The organism is Halocynthiibacter namhaensis, assembly GCF_000812685.1.
GTDB classification, from domain to species: Bacteria; Pseudomonadota; Alphaproteobacteria; order Rhodobacterales; family Rhodobacteraceae; genus Halocynthiibacter; species Halocynthiibacter namhaensis.
Genome location: NZ_JWIF01000071.1, coordinates 1 through 4,122, shown reverse-complemented (window position 1 = coordinate 4,122; position 4,122 = coordinate 1). Strand labels below are relative to the sequence as shown.

The window sequence follows — 4,122 nt, the reverse complement described above, 5'->3', positions numbered from 1 at the left end:
CACGCGTTTAGCAGGTCGAATGCCACCAGTTCGAGCCAGCAGCGGATAAATCGAAGATGAGGCACGATTGAATCTGCGCCCAATCGAACTCAAAGACTCCCCACGCTCCCATCGATCCCACATCTCCGACTTCTGCGTGTCTGTGTAAAACGTCCGTGTGCGATACTTCATGATAAACACTCCATCTTTCCAAAAAGATTAAAGTGTTGCGTCGACCAGTTGAAATCACCGGACGAACCAGACCTTCACTGAACATGCGTCAACGTCCGGGTCGGTGAACCGTTCAACAAACGGTCGTTTTTGGTGGGACAAAATGAAATACGATTTGACCAGCTATGTTGGCGCCATGCATACAAGCTGTGTTGTCCAAAGAACGCTAATTTCAGTACCTCAGAAACAAAGGAATGGATCATTATACGTAACGCTTTATTAGGAATTTCCCTATGCCTCGTCGCATTATCCGCAAGAGCAGATGATGATTTTGAAGCTGTCAAATTGCAGTTGATTGCCGACAATCCAGCGGCACAGCTTTCCGACGTAACCTACACTGACAACCGCCTCAATCTCGGCAACACCCAAGTCAGCGACATCAACGCGCTCAGCGGGTTAACTACGCTTAAAATGCTCTATCTCAGCTTGAACCAAGTCAGCGACATCAGCGTGCTCAGCGGGTTAACTGCGCTTGAACACCTTGACCTCGGAAACAATCCGGTCAGCGACGTCAGTTCTCTCAGCGGGTTAACTGCGCTTAAAAGCCTTGATCTCTTCAACACCCAAGTCAGCGACATCAGCGCGCTCAGCGGGTTAACTACGCTTAAACACCTTGAACTCAGAGACACCCAAGTCAGCGACATCAGCGCGCTCAGTGGATTAACTGTGCTTAAACACCTTGAACTCAGAGACACCCAAGTCAGCGACATCAGCGCGCTCAGCGCATTAACTGCGCTTCAATACCTTGACCTCAGCCACACCCAAGTCAGCGACATCAGCGCGCTCAGCGAATTAACTGCGCTTGAGTTTCTCTATCTCATGAGCACCTCGGTCAGCGACGTCAGCTCTCTCAGCAGATTAACAGAGCTTTATGAGCTAGATCTCAGCGACGCCCAAGTCAGCGACATCAGCGCGCTCAGCGGATTATCTTGGCTTGGATTCCTCCATCTCAACAACACCCCAGCGATGAGCGACGTCAGCCAAATACAGCATTTGATTGATAATGGCTTGAAGATAGGTGAATAAAGTTTTTGGTTAAGCCCCTTCCTCAAGCGCAGAGACCAATAACGTCTACGCTTGGGGTTCGCAACTGGAGGCCTCCCAAAAACGCTCGTTTGTGTGAGGTATGGAAAACGGCTTATTTTTCGCTGCCACAAACCCCGTTCAAAACCCACGTGGTTGTTGAAGGTTTTTGGAAGGTCTCATGATAGCTGACCTTCGTGCAACACGCAGCATCCGTCATTGTGGGCTCGAAGGAGACATTCACTTCAACTGACTGTCCTTTGAACCGCGCCGATTGATGCCGCCACGGGCCTGAAAACTTGCGTCGCGGTCTTGCATGCACTCGATACATAGTTTCACACCCGGCACAGCAATGCGGCGGGCCTCGGGGATTTCTTCTTCGCAGTCGGCGCAGAATTTCAGGCTTTCGCCTTGTGGGGTGCGGCGGGCTTTCATGCGGGCCAACTCGTCATTGACGCTTGCCTCGATCTGCTCGCTGACCGCCCCATCTTTTGCCCATCCGCCTGCCATTTTGATCCCTCGCCTGTGTTTCTGTCAGCCTGACGCAACGAAGGCGACCAATCAAGACCCCCACCCCTTGCCAGTTCCACAAAATCCCCTACCCTGAACAAAATTCAGGAGAGATTTCATGCGTAGATTTGGAAAATGGCTTGGCCGGGCTTTGGTGTTGGTGGTTTTGGCCGGGGCCGCGTTTTTGACCTTTGGACCTGGCTATGTGGAAGCGCAACGTAATGCGGTCACGCCCCATGATCCTTGGCCGGTTTCTGATGCGGCCGCCGCCCTGCATGACACGCTGATCATTGGCGATTGGCACGCCGACAGTCTGCTGTGGAACCGAGATCTGACGAAACGCGGTAATCGCGGTCAGGTGGATCTGCCCCGCCTGATTGATGGCAATGTCGCGCTTCAAATGTTCACCGCGGTGACCAAAAGCCCCAAGGGGCAGAACTATGATCACAATTCTGCGGATTCGGGCGATAATATCACGACGCTGGTGATGGCGCAGCTTTGGCCCCCGCGCACCTGGGACAGCCTGTTGGAACGCGCATTGTATCAAGCGGAACGCTTGCACGGGTTTGAAACAGATGCGCCAGAGATGTTGAAAATCATCCGCAACCGCGCCGATCTGGAAGAGGTACTGACTCGCCGTGCCGCTGGCGAGGATGTAGTAGGAGGGCTGTTGGGGGTTGAGGGCGCACATCCTTTGGAAGGCGACCTTGCGAACCTTGATAAGCTGGTGGATGCCGGTTACCGGATGATCGCGCTGCAACATTTCTTTGACAATGAACTGGGTGGGTCCCTGCATGGAACCGGTGATCATGGGCTGTCCGAATTTGGCCGCGCGGTTGTGCAAGACGTGGCGGCCCGCCCGTTGATCATCGATGTTGCCCATTCCAGCCCACAAGTGGCGCGCGATGTGTTGGCGCTGACCGATGTGCCGATTGTGGTCAGTCACACGGGTCTGCATTCTGCATGTGCCGTGAAACGCAATTTTCCAGATGATTTGATGCGCGAAATCGCCGCCACAGGAGGTGTGATTGCGATTGGTTATTGGGCGGATGTGACCTGTGACGCCACCCCTGCAGGCATCGCGTCGGTCATCCGACAAGCGATCGCCGCCCTCGGTGAAGACCATGTGTCGCTTGGCTCTGATTTTGACGGATCCGTCACAACACGTTTTGATACGTCCGAACTTGCTGCCCTAACCCATGCGTTGTTGACGGAAGGCGTAAGCGAAGGTCAAATTCGCAAGGTTATGGGTGACAACATGCTGCGTGTTTTGCGCGCGCGTTTGGGCGATTGATCTGGAAAGCTGTCTGATATGTTGATTTTTCTTGGTCTGAGTATCTTGGGTATCGCGGCCCTCGGGTATCGCCATATTACGACCAAACGCAGGCGCGCCAATCTTTTATCAACGCCACTCACAGCTGCGCAGCGGACTATGGTTTGCAATGGCGTGCCCCTGTATAACACCCTGCCCCAAGATCTGCGGTCCCCACTGGAAGGTAAGGTTAACCTATTCCTAAACCAAGTGGAATTTATCGGTTGTGATGGTGTGGAGATCACCGAAGACATGCGCCTCTCCATCGCGGTGCAGGCCTGTTTGTTGGTCGTGAACAGAGAGCTTTGGTACACAAACCTGCGCACGCTTTTGCGTCTATCCCGGCGCGTTTAAGTCACATCAACCCCGGCGCAACGGTTTTGTCGTGACCGAACGCGAGATCATCCGCGCCGGTGAAAGCTGGACCCGCGGTCCGGTGGTTCTATCCTGGGCCCATAGCAAGCAAGGCGCCTTGAACACCACGGATGGGCACAATGTTATTTTGCACGAATTCGCCCATCAAATGGATGACCTGACCGGCGGCACGAACGGCGTTCCAATTCTCGCGAAGGGGCAAAGTTTTACCCAATGGGAAGGCGCGATTTTACCAGCCTATGAAACCCATTTGCGGGATGTGGAAAGCGGGCGAAAAACGGTGATGGATGCTTATGGTGCACAGGGGCACGAAGAGTTTTTCGCGGTTGGCGTCGAAACCTTCTTTGAGAAGCCAAAAGCGATGAAGCAAGACATGCCCGAAGTCTATGCGCAGTTCAAAAACTGTTCCAACTCGACCCACTGGATTGGGCATAGTGAACCAGACCGGGTTTACCGGAGATCATAAAGCTTGGAAGATAAGTCATGATCAAAGGAAATTCAGGAAACCGTTTTTCAACAGAAGTCCGGGCGCGCGCAGTGCGCTTGGTGCTTGAGAATGAAGCGGATTATCGGACGCGATCTGAGTGCTTCAGATCGATTTCGAAGAAGATAGGATGCAGCCCCGAAACGCTTCGGGACTGGGTTAATAAACAATCGATTGAGACAGGAGATCGGGAGGGTCTGACGTTGTC

General features: G+C 53.3%; 6 protein-coding genes and 1 pseudogene. 5 read left to right on the top strand and 2 right to left on the bottom strand.

Annotated elements, in window-relative coordinates; translation table 11 throughout:
- Positions 1 to 171, bottom strand: a pseudogene (locus RJ38_RS18965) (IS30 family transposase); the annotation flags it as partial.
- 132 nt (positions 172 to 303) lie between these two features.
- Between RJ38_RS18965 and RJ38_RS15525 the strand changes: the two are divergent.
- Complete coding sequence (locus RJ38_RS15525) at positions 304 to 1,236, top strand: leucine-rich repeat domain-containing protein (protein WP_156121897.1); 933 nt, start codon at positions 304 to 306, stop codon at positions 1,234 to 1,236.
- A 237-nt stretch (positions 1,237 to 1,473) separates the two neighbouring features.
- On the opposite strand, the gene RJ38_RS15520 is transcribed toward RJ38_RS15525, so the two are convergent.
- A complete protein-coding gene (locus RJ38_RS15520; RefSeq protein WP_039019799.1) occupies positions 1,474 to 1,743 on the bottom strand; it encodes a DksA/TraR family C4-type zinc finger protein in 270 nt (89 codons plus the stop codon).
- Positions 1,744 to 1,861: 118 nt separating this feature from the next.
- Between RJ38_RS15520 and RJ38_RS15515 the strand changes: the two genes are divergently transcribed.
- The 4 genes from RJ38_RS15515 to RJ38_RS15505 form a co-directional block, all read left to right on the top strand.
- Positions 1,862 to 3,037, top strand: coding sequence for a dipeptidase (locus RJ38_RS15515; RefSeq protein ID WP_039019798.1), 1,176 nt, complete (start codon positions 1,862 to 1,864; stop codon positions 3,035 to 3,037).
- Positions 3,038 to 3,055: 18 nt separating this feature from the next.
- Positions 3,056 to 3,409, top strand: coding sequence for a zinc-dependent peptidase (locus RJ38_RS19315; RefSeq protein ID WP_238321729.1), 354 nt, complete (start codon positions 3,056 to 3,058; stop codon positions 3,407 to 3,409).
- A 31-nt stretch (positions 3,410 to 3,440) separates the two neighbouring features.
- Positions 3,441 to 3,896: a M90 family metallopeptidase gene (locus tag RJ38_RS19310; RefSeq protein WP_238321728.1), complete on the top strand. Its 456-nt coding sequence runs from the start codon at positions 3,441 to 3,443 to the stop codon at positions 3,894 to 3,896.
- A gap of 17 nt (positions 3,897 to 3,913) precedes the next feature.
- On the top strand, positions 3,914 to 4,122 hold a 209-nt coding region (locus RJ38_RS15505), incomplete at its 3' end, for a transposase (protein WP_039019797.1).